This window comes from Peribacillus sp. NPDC096379 (genome assembly GCF_044762875.1).
Classification (GTDB): domain Bacteria; phylum Bacillota; class Bacilli; order Bacillales; family DSM-1321; genus Peribacillus.
In genome coordinates this window covers 138,124-156,943 of sequence record NZ_JBIWFD010000004.1, presented here as the reverse complement: position 1 = coordinate 156,943, position 18,820 = coordinate 138,124, and the positions used below count along the sequence as shown (strand labels likewise).

The 18,820-nt window shown below is 39.0% G+C and carries 17 protein-coding genes; 16 read left to right on the top strand and 1 reads right to left on the bottom strand.

Annotated elements, in window-relative coordinates; translation table 11 throughout:
• Nucleotides 1-5: 5 nt before the first annotated feature.
• Complete coding sequence (locus ACIQZI_RS17975) at nt 6-1,004, bottom strand: YpdA family putative bacillithiol disulfide reductase (RefSeq protein ID WP_403075580.1); 999 nt, start codon at nt 1,002-1,004, stop codon at nt 6-8.
• 766 nt (nt 1,005-1,770) lie between these two features.
• Here ACIQZI_RS17975 and ACIQZI_RS17970 point away from each other — a divergent pair.
• From ACIQZI_RS17970 to ACIQZI_RS17895, 16 genes are all read left to right on the top strand, one after another.
• A complete protein-coding gene (locus tag ACIQZI_RS17970) occupies nt 1,771-2,739 on the top strand; it encodes an ABC transporter permease (protein ID WP_403075577.1) in 969 nt (322 codons plus the stop codon).
• Nucleotides 2,736-3,569 (top strand): ABC transporter permease, encoded by an 834-nt coding sequence (locus ACIQZI_RS17965; RefSeq protein WP_403075575.1) that lies wholly within the window; start codon nt 2,736-2,738, stop codon nt 3,567-3,569. Before ACIQZI_RS17970 ends, ACIQZI_RS17965 begins: the two co-directional genes overlap by 4 nt.
• Nucleotides 3,566-5,188 (top strand): nickel ABC transporter ATP-binding protein NikE, encoded by a 1,623-nt coding sequence (gene nikE / locus ACIQZI_RS17960; protein ID WP_403075572.1) that lies wholly within the window; start codon nt 3,566-3,568, stop codon nt 5,186-5,188. Before ACIQZI_RS17965 ends, nikE begins: the two co-directional genes overlap by 4 nt.
• Nucleotides 5,169-6,770 carry an ABC transporter substrate-binding protein gene (locus tag ACIQZI_RS17955; RefSeq protein ID WP_403075569.1) on the top strand — a complete coding sequence of 534 codons (1,602 nt, stop codon included), beginning with the start codon at nt 5,169-5,171 and terminating at the stop codon, nt 6,768-6,770. The genes nikE and ACIQZI_RS17955 overlap by 20 nt, the downstream gene beginning before the upstream one ends.
• A gap of 262 nt (nt 6,771-7,032) precedes the next feature.
• Nucleotides 7,033-7,452 carry a nickel-responsive transcriptional regulator NikR gene (nikR, locus tag ACIQZI_RS17950; RefSeq protein WP_049683860.1) on the top strand — a complete coding sequence of 140 codons (420 nt, stop codon included), beginning with the start codon at nt 7,033-7,035 and terminating at the stop codon, nt 7,450-7,452.
• Between the two features lie 132 nt (nt 7,453-7,584).
• The gene (locus ACIQZI_RS17945; protein ID WP_403075565.1) at nt 7,585-8,604 is read left to right on the top strand and encodes a HoxN/HupN/NixA family nickel/cobalt transporter; all 1,020 of its coding nucleotides are present in this window, start codon (nt 7,585-7,587) and stop codon (nt 8,602-8,604) included.
• A gap of 378 nt (nt 8,605-8,982) precedes the next feature.
• Nucleotides 8,983-9,555: a DeoR family transcriptional regulator gene (locus tag ACIQZI_RS17940; RefSeq protein WP_403075562.1), complete on the top strand. Its 573-nt coding sequence runs from the start codon at nt 8,983-8,985 to the stop codon at nt 9,553-9,555.
• 1 nt (nt 9,556) lies between these two features.
• Nucleotides 9,557-11,140: a copper resistance CopC/CopD family protein gene (locus tag ACIQZI_RS17935; protein ID WP_403075560.1), complete on the top strand. Its 1,584-nt coding sequence runs from the start codon at nt 9,557-9,559 to the stop codon at nt 11,138-11,140.
• Nucleotides 11,141-11,170: 30 nt separating this feature from the next.
• A complete protein-coding gene (locus ACIQZI_RS17930) occupies nt 11,171-11,827 on the top strand; it encodes a YcnI family copper-binding membrane protein (RefSeq protein WP_403076196.1) in 657 nt (218 codons plus the stop codon).
• A 287-nt stretch (nt 11,828-12,114) separates the two neighbouring features.
• Complete coding sequence (locus ACIQZI_RS17925; protein ID WP_403075557.1) at nt 12,115-12,729, top strand: PH domain-containing protein; 615 nt, start codon at nt 12,115-12,117, stop codon at nt 12,727-12,729.
• Nucleotides 12,730-13,220: 491 nt separating this feature from the next.
• Nucleotides 13,221-14,261 (top strand): Delta(5) desaturase DesA, encoded by a 1,041-nt coding sequence (gene desA, locus ACIQZI_RS17920; RefSeq protein ID WP_403075555.1) that lies wholly within the window; start codon nt 13,221-13,223, stop codon nt 14,259-14,261.
• 247 nt (nt 14,262-14,508) lie between these two features.
• Nucleotides 14,509-15,642: a sensor histidine kinase gene (locus tag ACIQZI_RS17915; protein ID WP_403075552.1), complete on the top strand. Its 1,134-nt coding sequence runs from the start codon at nt 14,509-14,511 to the stop codon at nt 15,640-15,642.
• Complete coding sequence (locus tag ACIQZI_RS17910; protein WP_403075549.1) at nt 15,639-16,238, top strand: response regulator; 600 nt, start codon at nt 15,639-15,641, stop codon at nt 16,236-16,238. Before ACIQZI_RS17915 ends, ACIQZI_RS17910 begins: the two co-directional genes overlap by 4 nt.
• 258 nt (nt 16,239-16,496) lie before the next feature.
• Nucleotides 16,497-16,790 (top strand): antibiotic biosynthesis monooxygenase family protein, encoded by a 294-nt coding sequence (locus tag ACIQZI_RS17905; protein ID WP_403075546.1) that lies wholly within the window; start codon nt 16,497-16,499, stop codon nt 16,788-16,790.
• A 95-nt stretch (nt 16,791-16,885) separates the two neighbouring features.
• A complete protein-coding gene (gene msrA / locus ACIQZI_RS17900; protein WP_062185795.1) occupies nt 16,886-17,407 on the top strand; it encodes a peptide-methionine (S)-S-oxide reductase MsrA in 522 nt (173 codons plus the stop codon).
• 327 nt (nt 17,408-17,734) lie between these two features.
• Nucleotides 17,735-18,688 (top strand): LCP family protein, encoded by a 954-nt coding sequence (locus ACIQZI_RS17895; RefSeq protein WP_403075542.1) that lies wholly within the window; start codon nt 17,735-17,737, stop codon nt 18,686-18,688.
• The last annotated feature ends 132 nt before the right edge of the window (nt 18,689-18,820 follow it).

The window sequence follows — 18,820 nt, the reverse complement described above, 5'->3', positions numbered from 1 at the left end:
ATGAACTAAGCTATGAAGTCTAGGCGACGGCCAATTTCTCCCGCAATTTTCAATCCATGGAATCGTCCATCTTCAATGTAAATACGATTTGTAGTACCTCCAGTTACAACACCTGCAAGAAAGACGTTATTAACGTTTGTTTCATAAGTGTCTGGATTAAAGGTAGGTACTAATGTCTGAGAATCAATTGTAATCCCCGTGTCTTGAAGCATCGTTGTATCGGGTTGATACCCAATCAGTGAAAATACATAGTCATTTGGAATCGTGATTGGACCTTCTGGCGTTTGTAAACAAACTGTTGTTTCGTCGATCTGCTCAACGCTGGAATTAGGATAAAATTTTATTTTTTCCTTTTCGACAAAATTTCGAATATCTAAAAGTAAAGATGGTTTAATTCCTTTGTAAACAGTGTCCCCACGATGGACAAGTGTGACACGCGCCCCGCTGCGATAAAGGTCAATCGCTGCCTCAACAGCGGAATTCTTCCCGCCAACTACGGTTACGTCTTGTCCATGGAAGGAATGCCCTTCTTTGTAATAATGCATAACCTTTGACATATTTTCGCCTTCAACGCCGATTCTTTTCGGGTGATCAAAAATTCCGGTAGCGATAACAATCATACGGGCTTGATAAGAACTATTTGTTCCTTTGCGATCAACGGTATGTACAGTAAAAAAATCTGTATCTTTCGTTACACGATCAACTTTTTGATAGCATTTAATATTAATAGCTTGTCGTTCTGTAACGAGGCGATAATATTTTAACAACTCTGTTCGTGTCGGTCGTACTTCTTGGGATAGGAAAGGGATACTCCCTATTTCCAGACGATCTGAAGTACTATAGAAGCGCATATCCAATGGACAATTAACAATTGAATTCACAATCGCTTCTTTTTCAATAATGATATAACTTATTCCTTTTTCTTGTAGAGCAAGGCCGGTAGCTAAGCCGCATGGACCGCCGCCGATAATGACAACATCATACATGATTTGATAATCCTCCATTTATGATTTCGCTTTTTCTTCTATCATCTTTACCTACGTTGAGGATAAAGATACTTTCGTTTGCTCTTTTTTCGCTATAATCAATTGGATTCACCCTTTTGTTAACTAAAAAGTACTACTATTATTTTGAGAATAAATTATTTAGTTAGACTGTCATAATTAAAAAAAACAATTTTCCCATACTGTCGCTTAGGTGTACATATTGAAAAATTAGTATCACCTGAATTAGCAATGATTAGATTGTTAAGTAATTGACACACCGACCAGATGACATTGTAGAATATTTTAAAAAAAGACTGTCATAAAACTTGCATAGTAAGGGTAAGGATTATAATATAAGTATTGGTGTTTTTAAAATTTACTTCGATGTGCATGTCCGTGTTACAAATTAGAATAATCGTGTTACTCAGAATGAACTCTTTGGCATTAGGGAAGTCTCTTTACTAATTCAGAACAAAAAATAAATTTTTTTGATAGTGTATCTGGTTATCACCACCAATTCTTCTTTACTTTTTGAGTAACAGCATCGTCTCTGTCATATTCTTTCTAAAACGCATCAAAATGCTATCGAGTATCAGAAACAGAAGAATTTCATCATAAAAGAGTACATAGGGGAATCTTCTTAAAGAGTAGTTTGCCACTCAGGTACATTCGTGTTACGTAATGTTAAAAATGTGTCACTTTTATAAAAATTGGTAATCAATTTCATGAATGCAAGACAAAGCAGTCCGCTCTTTGATTTGCATAAGGAAAAAAGGGAGGGCTTATGACTAGATATATTGTTTCAAGATTATTTGAGGCGCTGGTGGTGCTTCTTATTGGAAGTATTCTCTGTTTTGCGTTTATTCGAATGTTGCCGGGAAGTCCTGCAGCAGCCATGTATGGGGATCAGATTCAAAAAATGAGCCAGGCTGACCAGGTACGTATTGCTGAAAATCTCGGTTTGAATGAACCGTTATATACTCAGTATGCCAAGTGGTTTATCGGTGTGCTACAAGGAGAATGGGGGCGGTCATACACGACGGGTGAAGAAGTTAAAATTATGATTGCTCATGCGATTGAACCGACCATTATCCTCATATTGGCGTCTGCGGTTTTCACAGTAGTCCTGTCTCTTTTTTTTGGAGTCATAACCGGGCTCCGGCGCTACTCATTTTTAGATCATGCGACCACCGTTGCTTCTTTTATTTTCATGTCACTACCATCTTTTTGGTTTGCCTTAATGCTCATGTTATTTTTCTCCGTCTATTTAGGTGTGCTACCAACAGCTGGTTTAGGTCAAGAAGGAGTAGGAGATTGGTTGAAGCATCTTATCATGCCAGCTTTTGTTCTGGGCATATCTCATATTGGGTATTATATTCGTATATTGCGCAACCACGTCGCTGTCACGCAGGAAAAAGAGTTTGTTTGGGCTCTCCGGGCACGTGGCATTTCTGAGAAAACGATTCTTTGGAAGCATATATTTCCAAATGCTTCACTTCCTTATCTGTCTTTTATGGGGATGTCCCTTTCGCTTACAATCGCCGGATCTGTTGTGGTAGAGACACTGTTTTCATGGCCAGGTCTTGGGAGTCTTTCATTAAAATCAGCGCTTGCCCATGACTATCCCGTTTTGATGGCTGTCATTTTGCTGAGTATGAGTATCGTTATTCTTGGTAGCTTTGTGGTTGATCTCATTTGTGCATGGATTGATCCGAGAATGAGGCAACATCTGTTGAAGGGGGAAGGCAGATGAGGGGAAAAAGAAAGTGGTTTGTAAATGTTCTACTTTGTTATTTATTAATCTTGCTTTTGGTGACCTTTTTGGCACCAGTCTTAACACCATATGATCCTCTTTCAATTGGGTTAGCGAAAACTTTGCAACCACCAAGTGCTGCTCATTTATTTGGAACGGATGAACTGGGCCGTGATGTATTGACACGATTGCTGTACGGGGGGCGTATATCACTTACTGTCGGAGCGGCGGCTATGATGATGGCAATTGTGATTGGCGCAGGCTTTGGGGTTATTAGTGGATTTTTGGGCGGAGTGGTTGATCGCATTATGATGAGAATACTTGATGCACTCCTAAGTATTCCGAGCATCTTGCTTATGATTGGAATTCAAGTATTGATCCCAGCCAGCTTACTTTCAGTTGTGGTTATTATCGGCATGACAAGTTGGATGCCGATTGCCCGTTTAATCCGGACAGAGATTTTAGCTTTGAAAGGAGAGACTTTCATTCAAGCTTCGGTTGTGGTTGGCGCTTCATCCTCTCAATTGTTAACTCGGCATTTACTGCCACAATGCTTACCGACGATTATTGTGATGTCCATTAGTGGAGTGAGTCATGCCATTTTATCAGAGGCAACTCTGAGCTTTTTAGGGATTGGCATACCACCTCATGAACCGTCATGGGGAAATATGTTAATGGGGGCGCAAAGTTATTTATTATCAGGCGCATGGTGGATTGCTTTGTTTCCTGGCCTATTAATTACTTGTACGGTTCTGGCCGTTACCTATTTAGGTGATGTGTTGCAAGACCGCTTTGCTCTACCACAGTTAAAGAAAGGAGGGAGATCATGAAGGAACATGTATTAAGAGTTGAAAACCTTTCTGTATGTCTTCAATCAAATAAGGAACAGCAGCTTTTGGATAATGTTGCATTTGTTGTGCCAGCAGGTGAGATTGTCGCCATTATTGGTGAAAGTGGTTCTGGAAAAAGTATCACAGCAAAAGCGATGCTTAACTTATTGCCAAAAGGAATCGCCATCTCTTCCGGTAAGATAGAATTTTTGCATGAAAATGTGCTTACTATGAGTAAAAAGCAACAGCAGGTTTATCGCGGAACCCAAGTGGGATTTGTGTTTCAAGATACATATGCTACTTTTGATGCCATGCGAACGATTGGGCAGCACTTTAGAGAGTTGTTTTCCACCCATACGAATCTTTCGAAGCAAGAAGTAAAAGAGCGAGCCATTCAATTATTGCAAGATATGCAGCTGCAAAATGCAGAGAATGTTTATGAATCGTATCCGTTTGAACTTTCCGGGGGAATGAGACAGCGTGTTCAGCTCGCACTTGCTTTAGCACTTGATCCAGTGTTGTTAATTGCGGATGAACCAACAACAGCATTAGACTTGCGTATTCAGGCGGATGTCCTTCATCTAATCAAGGATTGGAGCACCCGCACAGGGGGCAGCGTTCTTTTTATCACGCATGATCTTGGAGTGGTTGCAGAGATGGCAGACTATGTTGTCGTTATGCAAAATGGAACGGTTATTGAGACTGCAACAGTCATGAATTTATTTGATCATCCAGTTCATGAGCACACGAAGCAATTGTTGCACCACCACCGGGAGCTTACAAATATACGGGAACAGCTACAAATAGTCGAAAGTAGGCCGCTCCTTACAGTAGAACATGTAGGGAAAGCTTATTTCAAAAAGAAGTGGTTCCGCAAACATTCTGTACAAGCGGTGAGCGATGTTAGCTTTCCTATTCACAAGGGGGAGATTGTTGGGTTAATTGGTGAGAGTGGGAGTGGAAAAAGTACCCTTTCCCGCTTATTACTGCAATTAGAGTCATACGAGAAGGGTAAAATCATCTGGCATGGATCCTCTCCCTTTCGAAAAGGAGTCCAATGGGTACACCAGGATCCACTGGCGTCATTTGATCCTCGCTGGGATGTCGAGAAGATTGTTGGGGAAGGACTGGATTATTGGAAAGAGGATGGTGAGAATAAAAAAGAAAAAATCAAGGAAGTGTTACAAAAAGTCGGGTTACATGGACATATCCTTTCAGTTCACCCTTATGAGCTGTCAGGAGGTATGAAGCAACGGGTTGCCATTGCAAGGGCACTTCTACTAAAGCCGGAACTTCTCATTTTAGACGAGCCGTTTGCCAGTCTGGATATGAGTTCTCAGGCAAGAATGCTTTCGCTATTGCAAGAAATAAATAAAAGGGAAAAAACAGCTATACTATTTATCTCACATGATATTCGCGCAGCAATGGCACTTTGCCACCGTATTCTTGTGATGGAAAAGGGGAGAATTGTTGAAGAGGCACATGCAAATGAGCTGGTCTCTTCAATAAATATCTATACAAAAAGTTTATTATCGTCGATGCTCACTTTGCATCCTAGTGATCGATTAAAAGAAAAAAGTACAATGGAGGAGAATGAATATGCCATTCAAAAAAACTAAAGCAGTCCTTATATCAACATTTGTATCAAGTATGCTGTTATTAGCAGGATGTGTCGGGGACAAATCGGCAGAAAAACCTACAGATAAATCTCATCAAGCAACCAAACAGCTCGTCTATGGAATAGAGGCGGAAATCGAACAAGTAAATCCAGTACTAAATGAAGAAGAACATAGTGAGCTTGATAGCTTGATATTCCGGGGCCTCACTAAACCGACAGAGAAAAATGAAATTGTCGCTGACTTGGCAACGGATTGGAAGATCTCTCCCGATCAGCTGACGTATACATTTACTCTTCGTGATGATGCAAAATGGCAAGATGGAAAGCCGGTCACAGCTGAAGACGTGAAGTTTACATTAGATAAGATAAGGGATCCTAAGACAAATTCGCCGATTTCTGGTGACTTCAATGAGATAAAGGAAGTTAACGTCCTTGAAGAAAATCAAGTGCAAATTACCTTAAGCAATCCGTTCCCGCCTTTGCTTGACAAGCTGAAGGTCGGTATTGTACCAAAACATATATTGCAAGATGAAGATATTAACACAACGGATTTTAACCAAAATCCAGTTGGGAACGGCCCTTTTAAATTGAAAGAGTGGGCAAATGATCATACGATTACGGTCGAGCGCAGCGAAACGTATTATGGCGTGAAACCAAAACTTGATGAAGTCGTCTTTAAACCAATACCGGACGCTAATACACGTGCCTTACAATTAAAGACTGGAGAAATAGATCTTGCTCTCATGGAACCTAATCAACTTGCAAGTGTAAAAGAAAACGATGATTTTACTGTAAAGACGATTTCAACAGCGGATTACAGGGCCGTCATGTATAATTTCCGAAATCCTTTATTCAAGGATGCAAGGATTCGCCAAGCAATGAATTTAGGGATTGACCGTGAGGCAATTGTAAGTGGTATGCTAGCTAATAAAGGAGAGCCAGCATACGGTCCACTACAGAAATCATGGGCTAATGCACCACAAAAAGACATGTACACCTATCAACCTGAAAAAGCAAATCAATTACTAGAAGAAGCAGGCTGGAAAAAAGGGAGCGACGGTGTCCGTGTTAAAGATGGCAAAAGACTGGAGTTTGATCTTGTTTCACCGATCAGTGATCCTGTTCGAGTTGCACTTGCTAATGTTGTAGCAGAGCAATTGAAGCCGCTCGGGGTTTCCGTTATTTTAAAACCATTAGACTGGTCGGCGATAAAACTGGATGAAGTAGATGCCTTTGTAATTGGTTGGGGCAGTCCATTTGATCCTGATGATCACACATACCGTATTTTCCACAGCAGCCAAATTGGTGATGGTCTTAATAATTTGACTGCTTACAAAAATTCAAAAGTTGATCAGCTATTAACAGATGCGCGGATCAATCCGGATAAAGAGAAGCGAATACAATTTTATGAGCAGTTCCAAAAGGAATTAGCAATAGATCCGGCCTTTAACTTTCTTGTTTATTTAGATGCGTTATATGGTGTAAATAAACAAGTGAGTGGCATTACCACCCGTACATTAGGACATCATGGTTCTGGAGTGCTATGGAATATTGAAGAATGGGATAAAGTGAAACTTCCATGATTAGGGGGGAGCTTTTATCCCCCAATCATAGGTAGTCCCGTTCTACTGTCGCTGAGATCGCAGCAAACGCTTCGATCAATCGACAGTATGAAATGAATCACAGACTAAGTACGTGTGGGCCTCAACTAAACCGCTGAAGAGCAGCGTTAAGTTTCACTGTATATCACCAAACGGGCCTTTTTATCCTTCTTCGAATCTGCTAAGCGTGTTCAAGGGGGCTTACTACTCGTTAATCTGCGATAAACAATAGGGGGAAGATGCAATGGAAGATTCTACACTAAAAAGATTTGGCGTTTCCATGGAAGGTCATTTGCTCAGAAAGTTTGACCACTTAGTCCAACAGAAAGGATATGAAAACCGTTCTGAAGCCGTTCGGGACCTTGTTCGTGATGCCCTGATTCAACAGTCATGGGAAGAGGAAGAACAAATTGTGGCAGGAAGCATCCTTTTATTCTACAACCATCATCAAAGAAATCTTCTAGATGAACTAACAAAAGTCCAACATGATATGCATGATTTTATCCTGGCTACTACACACTTCCATTTAGATCATGCCAGCTGTCTTGAGCTCATTGTAGTAAAGGGGAAGGCGAAAGACATTCAGCAGCTCAGTAATAAATTGACCAGTCTAAAAGGCGTAGGTTATGGAAAGTTTACAGTGGCACCAGTAGAGCAAGTATAAGGGGTAATTGAAATTTTTTATCCAGGTTTAACAAGCTGTAATACCCTCACCTAAATGCATGTATAGCGAATCAAGAAAATAGGTGGGGGGATTCCTGGCTAATCTAGCTGAGGGAAGGAAGTCGTTGACGAGATGAAAGCAAGAGACTGGAAAGAATTTATCTGGAATCGGTATATGTTATATGTTTTAGTGATCCATGTTGCCGGATTCATAGCATTATTTACAGCAGTACCAACTCATCCAACCTTTATTGGCTTGGGGATCGCTGCGTATGTTTTTGGTATTCGTCATGCATTTGATATTGATCATATTGCTGCAGTCGACAACACGATTCGTAAATTAGTTGCCCAAAAGCAAGATTCAAGAGGAGTCGGATTCTACTTCTCATTAGGCCATTCAACAGTCGTCTTTTTATTAGCTGTCTTAACAGCTGTATCTGTAAAGTTTGTCGCAAAATACATGTCTAGCATGCAAGATATAGGTGGGATTATCGGGGTTACAGTATCAGGTGTTTTTCTAGTATTCATAGCTATCTTAAATTTAATGTTATTTATGCAACTATGGAAAATTTTCCGTCGATTGAAAGAAGAAAAAGTTTCTGAATCAGAACTAGAGAAAATGTTTGAGGCGAAAGGCTTTTTTACGCGTTATTTAAAGCCGTTATTTAAAGTGGTGACGAAAAGTTGGCATATTTATCCGATTGGGTTCTTATTTGGTCTAGGATTTGATACCGCTACAGAAATTTCATTATTGACGATGTCAGCGGGTGCAGCGAAAAGTAATTTACCTGTACTTGGTATTATCTCACTTCCATTATTATTTGCAGCTGGTATGAGTTTATTTGACACGTTAGATGGTATTTTAATGACGAAGAGTTATGCTTGGGCACATAATAAACCCGTTCGGAAAGTTTACTACAATTTAACAGTAACAGCGATTTCTGTTGTTGCAGCATTAGCAGTTGGGATTGTTGAACTAGCGCAAATTACGACCGAAAAACTTCATTTATCCGGTGGTTTGTGGAATGATCTTGCGGCAATCGATTTTGGCAATTTAGGTTATTTTTTAGTTGCTGCGTTTTTAATTATTTGGGGTGTATCCGTATTTATCTGGAAATATTACAGAATTGAAGAACGCTATACACTTAAATAACTCATTAATGTAATTGGATGTCCCATTTTTCACTATTAGGTGAAGTAGTCTAAATAGGAATAAAGAGACGATTTTCCCTAAGGTTTGGGTAAAATCGTCTTTATTTTATGTACTGATGTTGGCAGATGAAAAAAATGACTTGAGTCTGCCCAGTAGCGAGGGGATCAGATCCTTTTGGGATACCCTCATCTGATGTACCCAGCAATAGAGGCTGTTTAATAAGGGAAAGTCATACAATTGTCATAAAAATAAGGTTTTAATGATTGTTAGGTTCTTATCATAATTGTATTCTATAAATAGAAATGTTAGATTTTGTTTAAAGTTGTTATAGTTTGTATATCAGAAGTAATTAAAGAAAGGGAAGGGGGAGGTGATAAATTGTTAGCGAGTGAGAGGCAGAAACAAATTAAAGAGTTAGTCGTACGCCGCAAAGCGCTTAAGATATCCGAGTTAAGCGAAAGGTTTCAAGTTTCAGATATGACGATTCATAGAGATATAAAAGCGATGGTTGCATCTGGATTTGTTGTAAAAACTTTCGGTGGGATAAGTTTAGCTAATCAAGACACAAACGTATCGAATCGAAATGAATGTGTGGTTTGTTATAAAACTATTAATAATAGACTCTCTTGTCGCTTAATTCTAACAGAGAATAGAGTGGAAACCGCGTGTTGTATGCATTGTGGCTTCATACGTAACGAAATGCTAGATAATGAGGTACTTGAGATATTGTGTGATGATTTTTTTACAAATACAACGATAAGTGCTAGGAATGCTTATTTTGTGTTGGAAACAACTCTTGATCTAGGTTGTTGCCAGCCTCAATTTCTTCCCTTTAATCAAAGTGAACATGCAAAAAGGTTTGCACGAGGATTTGGCGGAAACGTTGTAACATTTACAGAAGCGATGGAAAAAGAAGCTAAACAAAGGGAAAAGAGTAAAGGTTGCTGTTAGTATGAATAAGACTGTTCTAAGAAATATTTTAATAGTATGTGTGATATTTTTTATTTTTGCGGTTCCACAAGGAGTTTTTGCGCATGCATTGCTAGAAAAAGCGACTCCTGCCTCAGATAGTCACTTAAAGTCTTCTCCAAAAGAAATTGTTCTTATGTTTAATGAAAGACTTGAAAAAGAGCTTTATTCGATAAAAGTATTTAATGAAGATGGCGAACTAGTTAGCAAAAGTAAAACAGAGATTGGTAAGGATCAAAAATACATAAAGCAAGCTTTACCGACTCTTCCTAACGGCAACTACGCCATATCGTATAGTGTACTATCAGCAGATGGTCATCCAGTAAAAGGGTCTTATGTCATTTCAATAGGTGAAGGAACGGTTCTAAAAAGCAACATGAACCAACTTGATGTAGATAAAGCCGGTAACGAATCTTCACTGTATAGCATCTATAATTCTATAGTAAGGATTCTTTATTATATTATATTGCTCCTTGCTACTGGTTGGATTATATGGGGCACTTTGAAAAAAGTAGACATTCCAGAAATGAGGACAAGTTATCGACAGTGGGCTATCTATTTGCAAATTATGCTTTTGACTACAACCATTGGCATGGGGTTTATGCAATTTATAGATCTGTTAGATAGTTGGACTTTAAGTGATATTTGGTCCGTATTAACGGGTACGACAATAGGGATATCTTGGTTTCTATCCATGGTATTATCTCTTTCTGGTTTTGTACTTTTACTCCGTTTTAACTGGTTGGATAGATTGTGGGTATTTATGATTCTTGCGGTAAAGAGTATAAACGGACATGCCATGGCCTTTGATCCACCGATTCGTACAATTTCAATAGATATCATCCATTTACTCGCAGCTGCGATATGGGCAGGGGGGCTATTTTATATCCTTGTCTTTTGGAACAAGCAACGAGAGCATGTTCGCCGATTTTTGCCGATGTTCTCTCAAGTAGCGTTAATAAGTATCCTTGTTCTATTCGTAACGGGAATTGCTTCAACCTTGATCTTTTTACCCAAAATTGATTATCTACTCTATACGCCATGGGGAATTATGCTATTAATCAAAGTTTCCTTAGTCTTATTGGTAATTGTAACGGGCGTTATTTTACGATATACAATGAAAAAGGCGAAGGCAGATGCGATCGGGAAATGGTTGAAAATCGATTTTAGTTTGATGATCATCATTTTAATCATAGTGGGGATTTTCACTCACTTAAGTCCTATGCCGCAAAACGAACCGCTAGTGTGGCATGAACGAGAAAAGAATATCGAATTCACAACAACGATTTCACCAAAGGTACCCGGTACGAATCATTTCATGGTTGAAGTAAACTCTCATGAAGAGGGTATAACGATTAAACGGGTTGAGCTATTTTTAAAATACCAAGATAATCCTGATGTCGCTCCGATTCAAGTACCTTTTTCCGAGATAAACCAATCAATGGATGTTCAATACATGGTAGATGGCCAATATCTACCTTTTGCTGGGAACTGGATTGTGGAGACGCGAATATTAGATTCAGAGGATAATGAGCATGTATTCAGTCAGGATTTTATTGTGTACTAAAAGCTAATATAAAAATTGGGGGAATTTATGATGAAAAAATTATTAACATTCACGGTAATGATGATTGCTGCATTTTCTTTATTTGCCGGTATGGCAAGTGCCCATGTTACGGTTCAGCCAAAGGAAACTTCACAAGGGCAATATGAAGTGTTTACAGTCCGAGTTCCGTCTGAAAACGAAGAGGTTCCAACAACTAAAATTGAAGTGAAATTCCCAGCTGAGGTAAATATCACTCGTTTTGAGCCAAAAGCAGGCTGGAAATATGAAGTTCAAAAAGATGCGTCTGACAAAATTACGAGTGTTACGTGGACAGCAGAAGGAGAAGGCTTAACACCAACTGACTTTGGACAGTTTAATATGCAAGGAAAAGTAGCCGATGATGCGACAGAAATCGTTTGGAAAGCATATCAAACGTACAAGGATGGCAGTGTAGTCGAATGGGTTGGGGCACCGGATGCTGATAAACCAGCTTCTGTGACAGTAGTAAACCCAGGTGACGGATCTGGTCATGATCACGGACATGGAGACGTATCACCGGATTCTACAACCAAAGACAATGGAGCTAAAGAACAGGTGTCTGAAGAAACAACTACATCAAGCTCGAGCAATGCACCATTATACCTTTCTATTGCGGCCTTAATTGTAGGATTGTTATCACTAGGGTTGTCTTTTAGAAAAAGAAGTTAAATACACTGCGAGGCAAGAGAATAGACTCTCTTGCCTCCTTTTAATTGTCTATATTCATTTGAATGAACCTCGTCAAATTCAGGGAAGACTACTTAATTCAGGGGAAATAGATGAAGAAGAGCAGATTCCAAATATGAATTTTGAAATCTGCTCTTTGGGTTATAAGTGGCTCATGGCCTAGAACTGCGGTTCGTATAATTCTTTCAACTTCAACTGAAAAAATACACATCACTTCAATCTCCTGTTAAAATTAAACGGAATACTGATTAATGGGAGGAGTTCGTACGATGTTTAAAAAAATTGCTTCAGACGCATTAGGTTTATCAGATATCGGAACCATTATTTCACCTTCGGATTATGACAAAACAGATGCCGACGATTATATCATGCATGAAGATGATGAAAAGATCTATTTTTTAATTAAGACAAAAATGGATGAGTACTGCTTTACGAATTTGGCGATCGTTCATGTGGATGGAGAAAGTGCGATTTCCTCTAAAAGAACATTGAAACGATATCCGTATTCCCAATACATCATATCTGATGTGTTCCTTGAAACGGCAGGAAAAATTGATTTAGATGTTGAAATTAAATTTAAAGTAGGAAAAGAGCAATTTGATATTGATGTAAAAAAAGACCAAATTGAACAATTAAAAGATTTATATAAATCACTTTTACGTATATCTGAAATCACTCATGAAAATAAGATCTATATCGATCTGGCATCGCAAAGCTTAGATAAAGCAGTAAGTATTCTACAAAACTCACGAACGGATGACAATAAATTAGCAGATACATACAGAGACTTAACTGATTTTGGCTTTACGTGGTTAACTTCTGTTCGTGAGCAGTACCATACGAAAGACTTTGGTGAAGTATACGAAAAGTATATTAATAACTAAATATGAGACTGCAAAGTCATCGACCTCAGAAGCTGCTCTTCTGGGGTCATTTGTGTGCTCATTTACAGAGAATAGCGGATGTGAAATGTCAAAGTAGTTTATGATTATGAAGGAATTGCTAAAAAACAACAGTTGGAAATAGCAATGGACAATCAGATGAAATGAGTAGATCTATTAACAAAATCCCTAAATTGGATGGAAGAGCATCGGAACTCTTCCATTTTTAATGTAAAAAAAGAATAATTGAGAATACAACTGGGAAATCCTACTCTATATTAGAAGAATAGGTTAATTAAAAAAACAAAGTTTCAAGTTTTAGTGCCTAGCACAATTAGCTTCGTTTCCTATGAACTGGGCACTTGCGCATGGTGTACATGATATTTGTCATATAGACCACTTGACGTTTATGCCTATCATTACCTGGTGTTATATTCTACTATAAGTATATAAGAGGGCTGAATGTTAAGCCTAATCGGTATTAGGAGGACGTCATGAGTAAACAAAAGACTGCAGAACTAAGAAAAAATGTTGCTCCATTTGAGAAGTCAGATATGATGAGAAGCGTAAAACAACTTTTTAATACATTCCCGCCGTTTTTTTTACTTTGGTTTGCGGCTTATCAAAGCCTAGCGGTATCTTATTGGTTAACACTTGTGTTTGCCATACTAGCTTCCGGGTTTGTAGTAAGAATCTTTATCATTTTCCATGATTGTACCCACGGCTCGTTTTTCAAAAATAAAAAGGCCAATACAATCCTCGGCACGATTAGCGGGATTATCACGATGTTTCCATACGAACAATGGAAAAGAAGTCATTCCATTCACCATGCTACAAGCGGTAACTTGGACAAGCGCGGAACAGGTGATGTTTGGGTCATGACAGTAGAAGAATATGTCGCTGCCACTCCATGGGGCCGCTTGCAGTACAGGCTCTATCGAAATCCAATTGTCATGTTTGGACTAGGTCCGATTTATCTATTTCTCGTGTCTAATCGGTTTAATCGAAAAGATGCAAGACGCAAAGAGCGTTTGAATATGTACGTAACGAATGGTTCAATTGTAGCGATTTATGCACTTCTATGCTGGGCAATCGGCTGGCAGGCTTTTCTTCTCGTGCAAGCTCCGATTCTCTTTGTGTCAGGGTCCCTCGGAATTTGGTTGTTCTATGTACAGCATCAATTTGAGGATTCCTATTTTGAAAATGAATCAGAGTGGGATTATGTGAAGGCGGCAGTGGATGGAAGCTCTTATTATAAATTGCCGAAAATCTTGCAATGGGTAACAGGGAATATTGGATTCCATCATGTTCATCACCTATCTCCAAGAGTTCCGAACTATAACTTAGAAAAAGCTCATGAATCGACACCGCCATTGCAAAAGGCAACGACGATTACACTGGGGACAAGTTTAAAGTCTCTTCGTTTTAGACTTTTTGATCAAAAGAATAAAGCGTTCGTTAGCTTTAAAGAAATTAAGCATTTGCTTGATACGGCTAAAGTAAATCCAGACCAGCAAAGCTTGCAAGAAAAATAAGATTCACACAATATATCCATGAGCGCCTGCCCTAACCCAACGATGAAAAAGGTTCAGGTACTATAAAGTGAAACTTCAATCAGTGGGGGTTTTACTGCCCGTTAATGCGGGATAAACTGTGTCACTGTATAAAGGTGGCGGTGCCCGCCCCTTATCCACTCAAAAAACCATTCCGTAAGCCAAAGAATGGTTTTTTGTTAATTTAGTAGTATATACTAGAATGAACGATACATGTAGGAGGCATCTCATGCAGAAATGGTATCATATTTTTCCTAAAAATACGGGCCTTAGCCCATATGTTGGGATTATCTTTTGTATTCTTCCTTTTTACTTTATTTTTAAGTCCTCGTCATTATTTGTCATTTTCTTTGGAATTATTATGACTATCCTGTTTTTTACTTCCTATCGTTTTGCGTTTAAATTAAAGGGGTGGCCGGTATACGTCTTTGTCGCTATTCAAATCGTGATCAGCGTGGCGATGACCGCTCTATTTGGCTATATTTATTTTTCTTTATTTTTGGCCTATTTCATTGGGAATGTCCAAAATAAAGCTGGATTTATCAGCTTGTATATTGTTCATCTTGTTTCAACCATTGCCGCTGTTAGTTTAGGGTTTATTTTTCAAAAGGAGATATTCGTATCACAGCTTCCTTTTATCGTGATTAGCGTAATTGGCGTTATCCTGCTCCCAGTTAGCACCTATAATAGGAACAAGCGTGAAGAGCTGGAAGAGAAATTAGAAGATGCAAACAAGCGGATCTCTGAATTGGTGAAAATTGAAGAACGTCAGCGCATTGCCCGTGATCTGCACGATACGTTGGGACAGAAGCTTTCCCTTATTGGTTTGAAAAGCGATCTTGCCAGCAGGTTAATGGAGATTAATCCTAAGTCTGCCAAAAATGAAATTAACGATATTCGTCAGACTGCTCGAACGGCACTGAATGAAGTGAGAGAAATGGTTTCCGAAATGCGAGGTACAAAGCTTGAAGATGAGGTTCTGAGGATCAGGCAAATTTTAAAAGCAGCTCAAATGGACTTTAGTATGGAAGGGGATACGAATTTGCCCCATACCCCTTTGTTAGTAGAGAATGTGTTAAGCATGTGTTTGAAAGAAGCTGTAAATAATGTTGTCAAGCATAGCAAAGCGTCTTGGTGCAAATTGTCTATTGAGAAACTGCGTACAGAGCTGCTTATAAAAGTACAGGATGATGGGGTTGGCATTCAAAAAACTGAATTTTTTCATGGAAATGGCCTAAAAGGGATGAAGGAGCGATTGGAATTCGTGAATGGTAGCCTAGAAATCCAATCTTCTGAAGGCACGACACTTTACATTCGAGTACCGAACGGAATTAAGAAGGCAGAACAGGAGGGGATGGTATGATGCGAATCGTCATTGCAGAAGATCAGCGCATGTTACTTGGCGCACTAGGATCTCTACTTGATTTGGAAGAAGACATGGAAGTAGTCGGAAAAGCGAGCAATGGTGAAGAGGCACTTGCTCTTGTTCATCGTCTTTTGCCCGATATTTGCATCATGGATATTGAGATGCCGGCGAAAAGCGGGCTTGATGTAGCGGAAGAATTAAAGGGTCACTCTTGCAAAATCATTATTCTTACGACGTTTGCCCGCCCTGGTTATTTTGAACGTGCGCGAAAGGCAGGAGTTGGCGGATATTTATTGAAGGACAGCCCTAGTGAAGATTTAGCAAGTTCGATACGAATCATTATGGATGGACGACGCATTTATGCACCAGAGCTCGTTGATATGGCCTTCGAAGAGGAAAATCCATTAACCGATCGGGAAAAGCAAGTGCTTGGCCTGATTGCTGATGGGAAGAACACGAAAGAAATTGCCAAGGAACTGTTTATTACAACAGGAACAGTACGTAACTATATTTCTGTCATTCTTGATAAATTAGATGTAAGTAACCGGATTGAGGCGATTTCGCGGTTTAAGGAAAAAGGTTGGTTTAAATAAGAAATGAAGAGCCTTTGGACTGTACTAGAAAAAAGCTGCTTTCACAAAACTAAAAAATGATCTTCTCTTTAATAAGATCTTAAAACGGCTTCCCATTAGGGCAGTCTTTTTGTTTTTCAGCTCTAAAACGTAATAGACCGAGATTCAAGCATAGGCTATACTTAGGGATGAATTATCTGATTTTTTTAACTTCATTAAATATACAGTTGTGCCTATGTGGGGGTATTGTTATAGTATCTTAAATAGGGAGCGATCGTCTTGATATTAGAAGCGGCTTTTTTACAAGTTAAACAAGGACTGGAAGATGAATACGAAGAAACTTTTCGTGAAGCTTCCAAGATTATTTCCTCGATGGATGGCTATGTTACTCACAGTTTGCAGCGTTGCCTGGAGGTAGAAGGGAAATATTTGTTGTTAGTGACGTGGGAATGTTTAGAGGATCATACTGTAGGCTTTAGGGAATCTGCAGAATATCAGGAGTGGAAGAAGCTTTTGCATCATTATTATGATCCATTTCCTATCGTTGAACATTTTGAAAAAGTTAGTCTCTAAAGGAAGTGAAAAAATATTTCGGTCATTAGATTTCTTTCTCGTGGAGCAAATAAGTTATGATTATATTTACGCAAAATAGAAAGGGGACATCATTTATGCAAAAAGCAACATTTGCAGGCGGCTGTTTTTGGTGTATGGTGACACCGTTTGAAGAATTACCTGGTATTGGTGGAATTGTTTCTGGATATTCTGGTGGACATGTTACAAATCCGACATATGAGCAAGTAAAAACAGGCACGACTGGTCATTATGAAGTGGTTGAAATTACATACGATCCAGAGCTTTTCCCTTATGAGCGTTTGTTGGAACTGTTTTGGCAGCAAATTGATCCGACAGATCCAGACGGTCAGTTCCAAGATCGCGGCAATCAATACCGAGCGGCTATCTTTTATCATGACGAGAAACAATTGGAATTGGCTCAAAAGTCAAAAGAAGAAATGGCGATGAGCGGCAAATTCAAGAAGCCGATCGTAACGGAAATCCTACCAGCTCAAACGTTTTATGAAGCGGAAGATTATCATCAAGATTTCCATAAGAAGAATCCGAAGCATTATAAAGAAGATCGCAAACAATCTGGGCGTGATGAGTTTATTGATCAGCACTGGAATGACAAATAATAACTGAATCAAGGGTGTCTCATAAGGGTCTGACCTCGCACGCTAAAACAGTATGTAGTGTTTAAGACACTTATCTTACGCGTATTTAGTTGTTGCGGAGTCTGACCCTTTCTTTGGGACTTCCCGTTTCATTGACACTCACGGTCATTCTGGATAGATCAAAGAAAATAATTGTAATATTTATAGAGGGATCGTGTGATAATACCCCTAATAGATGAAAAGTAAAAAGTGTCACATTACTTACCTGTTTTCTCTAGGGTTACTAACTTGGTTTGACTACTGCAATGAGTTGTTAATAAGTGGATCAAACGAAAAGGGCGTACAAACATGACAAAACCAAACAAAGGGACAAGATCAAGCAAGTATCGAAGGAAGAAAAAGAAGAAAGTCTTTTTATCGATTTTTCTAATACTCGTTCTCATCGGTCTTTCTGGAGCAGGATATTTATATTTTGAATATAAGATGGCATTACAGAAGTCTGAAGCTGAAATTGACACGAACATAAAGTCAGATATTGAGTTCAAGGGTGTAGAAGATCAGTTGGGGCGGGTTAATATCCTCCTACTTGGAGTAGATACAAGGGGTAAAGAAAAGTCCCGAACAGATACAATTATGATTGCTCAATATAATCCAGAAACGAAAAAATCAAAGTTAGTATCTCTCATGCGGGATATCTATGTAGATATTCCTGGACATAAAAAAAATAAACTGAATGCAGCATATGCATTTGGAGAAACCGAATTATTAAGAAAGACGATCAAGGAAAACTTTGATGTCGATCTACAATATTACGCCATTATCGATTTCAAGGGATTTGCTAAAACAATTGATATCGCTTTCCCTAAAGGAGTTGAAATCGATGTGGAGCAGAAAATGTCAAAAGGAATAGATATGACACTAAAACCAGGCGTTCAACAATTAGATGGCGATCAATTGCTCGGATATGTCAGATGGCGCGGTGGTCCGGATAGTGACTTTGGTCGTGTCAAACGACAACAAAAGGTTATGCAAATATTGGCTGATAAAATGGCAAGCGTTCAAGGGGTATTCAAACTACCAAGAATGATTGGAACAATTCAGCCGTACATCCAAACGAATCTTAGTTACGCCAATCTATTAGGAATGGGCACTTCGTTTATATCAGATAGTAATCAAGATATTCAAAAGCTTATGATACCAATCGATGGTACGGCAAAAGACGCAAGGCATTCGGTAGGTTTGGTCCTGGAAATTGAGATGGAAAAGAATAAAGAAGCATTAAAGGCATTTTTAAATGAGTGATGTGTTAAAGGATGATGGATAAGAATAAGGAACCAAGTCATTATGGAATTGGGAGTTACTCTTATCTATCATCCTTCTTTGACTCGTGTAGAAAGAGGTTTGAGTATGATGATTGCGTGGTCCGGCCCTTTC

Coding starts and splice junctions, on each gene's coding strand:
- ACIQZI_RS17945 (WP_403075565.1), top strand. CDS start 7,585: ATGAAAGCAAGAGACTGGAAAGAATTTATCTGGAATCGGTATATGTTA.
- desA (WP_403075555.1), top strand. CDS start 13,221: ATGAGTAAACAAAAGACTGCAGAACTAAGAAAAAATGTTGCTCCATTT.
- ACIQZI_RS17910 (WP_403075549.1), top strand. CDS start 15,639: ATGATGCGAATCGTCATTGCAGAAGATCAGCGCATGTTACTTGGCGCA.
- ACIQZI_RS17895 (WP_403075542.1), top strand. CDS start 17,735: ATGACAAAACCAAACAAAGGGACAAGATCAAGCAAGTATCGAAGGAAG.
- ACIQZI_RS17955 (WP_403075569.1), top strand. CDS start 5,169: ATGCCATTCAAAAAAACTAAAGCAGTCCTTATATCAACATTTGTATCA.
- ACIQZI_RS17930 (WP_403076196.1), top strand. CDS start 11,171: ATGAAAAAATTATTAACATTCACGGTAATGATGATTGCTGCATTTTCT.
- ACIQZI_RS17935 (WP_403075560.1), top strand. CDS start 9,557: ATGAATAAGACTGTTCTAAGAAATATTTTAATAGTATGTGTGATATTT.
- ACIQZI_RS17970 (WP_403075577.1), top strand. CDS start 1,771: ATGACTAGATATATTGTTTCAAGATTATTTGAGGCGCTGGTGGTGCTT.
- nikR (WP_049683860.1), top strand. CDS start 7,033: ATGGAAGATTCTACACTAAAAAGATTTGGCGTTTCCATGGAAGGTCAT.
- nikE (WP_403075572.1), top strand. CDS start 3,566: ATGAAGGAACATGTATTAAGAGTTGAAAACCTTTCTGTATGTCTTCAA.
- msrA (WP_062185795.1), top strand. CDS start 16,886: ATGCAAAAAGCAACATTTGCAGGCGGCTGTTTTTGGTGTATGGTGACA.
- ACIQZI_RS17975 (WP_403075580.1), bottom strand. CDS start 1,004: ATGGAGGATTATCAAATCATGTATGATGTTGTCATTATCGGCGGCGGT.
- ACIQZI_RS17925 (WP_403075557.1), top strand. CDS start 12,115: ATGTTTAAAAAAATTGCTTCAGACGCATTAGGTTTATCAGATATCGGA.
- ACIQZI_RS17915 (WP_403075552.1), top strand. CDS start 14,509: ATGCAGAAATGGTATCATATTTTTCCTAAAAATACGGGCCTTAGCCCA.
- ACIQZI_RS17965 (WP_403075575.1), top strand. CDS start 2,736: ATGAGGGGAAAAAGAAAGTGGTTTGTAAATGTTCTACTTTGTTATTTA.